Source organism: Endozoicomonas sp. ONNA2 (assembly GCF_024606365.1).
Classification (GTDB): domain Bacteria; phylum Pseudomonadota; class Gammaproteobacteria; order Pseudomonadales; family Endozoicomonadaceae; genus Endozoicomonas.
This window is the reverse complement of record NZ_JAHHPO010001186.1, coordinates 1-1,821: the sequence shown is the minus strand read 5'-3', so window position 1 is coordinate 1,821 and position 1,821 is coordinate 1. Positions and strand designations below refer to the sequence as shown.

Sequence of the window (1,821 nt, the reverse complement as noted above, 5' to 3'; positions counted from 1 at the left end):
GTGATGCGGATATCGTTATTGTTACGGCCTGTGGTGAGCGTGCCGGTGAGGTGGTGGAAACCATCGAAGAGTTCCCGCACCTGCAGGACCCCAGGACCGGTGGTGGCCTGATTGATCGTACGGTTATTATCTGTAATACGTCGTCCATGCCGGTGGCCGCCCGGGAAGCGTCTATCTATACCGGCCTGACACTGGGTGAGTACTACCGCCAGATGGGTTACAACGTGCTGGCTCTGGCGGATTCTACTTCCCGCTGGGCCCAGGCCATGCGGGAAACCTCGAACCGTCTGGAAGAGATTCCCGGTGAAGAAGGCTTCCCTGCCTACATGGACTCTGCTATCAAGGGAGTTTACGAACGTTGTGGTGTGGTTCGCAACGAAGACGGTGACGAAGGCTCCCTGACCATGATCGGCTCGGTATCACCGGCCGGTGGTAACTTTGAGGAGCCGGTAACCCAGGCCACCCTGAGTACGGTGAAGGCATTCCTTGGCCTGTCTTATGATCGTGCGTACAAGCGCTTCTACCCCGCCATCGACCCCTTGATCTCCTGGTCACGTTATCTGGATCAGCTGGCAGACTGGTACTGCGAAAATCTGTCGTCAGAATGGGTCAGCAACGTCCGGGAGATGCAGGAACTGCTGGTGCGTGGTGACAGTATCAACCAGATGATGCAGGTAACCGGTGAAGAGGGTATTACCCTGGAAGACTACGTGACTTACCAGAAATCTTACATGCTGGACATGGTGTATCTGCAGCAGGACGCTTTTGACGATGTGGACGCTTCCTGCCCGATCCATCGTCAGCAGGAAAACTTTGACCTGGTGGTGAGCCTGATTCGTCAGCAGTATAACTTCAGCGAGAAAGAAGCAGTGCGTGATTACTTTATCAAGCTGACCGGCCTGTTCAAGAACATGCACTATGCACATTACAGCTCCCCTGAATATAACAACTACTTGAGCCGCATTCAGGAGCTTCGCAGTCAGTACGCAATGGGTGCCCTGGCTGCCTGAGGTTAGTGTACAAGACGTTCTTTCAAGTCTGCCGATGATGTCGGCAGTGTTTTTTTCACTCTTTATTGGTACGGATAAACCATTAACGCCTGAATACCTTTTGCAAAGTACATTCTGTGGGCATGTAGAAAGACTGCAAACCTGTCGCTGTAATTCCTTCTGTTCAGATCAGTAGGCTGTCCTGCTGAAATGACCGTCAGAAGCAGGCGCAATTAGTCAGGATGCATCATCAGGGAGCGTTTCTTTAAACTTCCAGCGAACTCTTAAAACCGGCGTTTTTTTAAATGCAGGAATCAATAACCAGTATATAAAAATGCCAAGGCAGTTTGCGACGATATCCCAAAACGATGGGTGGCGATAGTCGGTGAGAGATTGCAGGCCTTCAATCCAGATACCGAACAGTGCTGCGATAGTCGCTTTTTTCAGGTTGAATCGCTCCTGATAACAAAAGCCATCCAGCAGGCCGGAAATAACCAGGAAAGCAAGGCAATGGGCTATTTTGTCAGCAGCGACCGGCAGCCGCCAGAAGGTCAGATCAATACCCCTGAAGCTGTCGACAGGCAATAGCGACATAATAGTAATGGTTGTCAGGGTGATGGCTAATGCCGCTGCGCTGAGCGGTAAGTAGTATTGAAGAATTAACGCTTCCAGTGTCGATGCCTTGATGTCTTCCACGTTACACGTTTGGATCTGTTTTTATTGAGTTTGTCTTTCAGTGAAGCAGGAATTTCCAGCTCACGCCAATGGCCCGGGTGGAGGTCGTCAATTTTCCATGAACCTATCTGACAGCGAATCAGTCTGAGTGTGGGAT

Annotated in this window: 1 protein-coding gene and 1 pseudogene; one reads left to right on the top strand and one right to left on the bottom strand. The window is 51.0% G+C overall.

Translation table 11 applies throughout. From position 1 onward, the window contains the following. Positions 1 to 1,010 (top strand): annotated as a pseudogene (locus KDK14_RS20900) (V-type ATP synthase subunit A); the annotation flags it as partial. A gap of 216 nt (positions 1,011 to 1,226) precedes the next feature. Here the strand turns inward: KDK14_RS20900 and KDK14_RS20895 are convergent. Further along, a complete protein-coding gene (locus KDK14_RS20895) occupies positions 1,227 to 1,685 on the bottom strand; it encodes a VanZ family protein (protein WP_257267175.1) in 459 nt (152 codons plus the stop codon). Positions 1,686 to 1,821 lie beyond the last annotated feature (136 nt).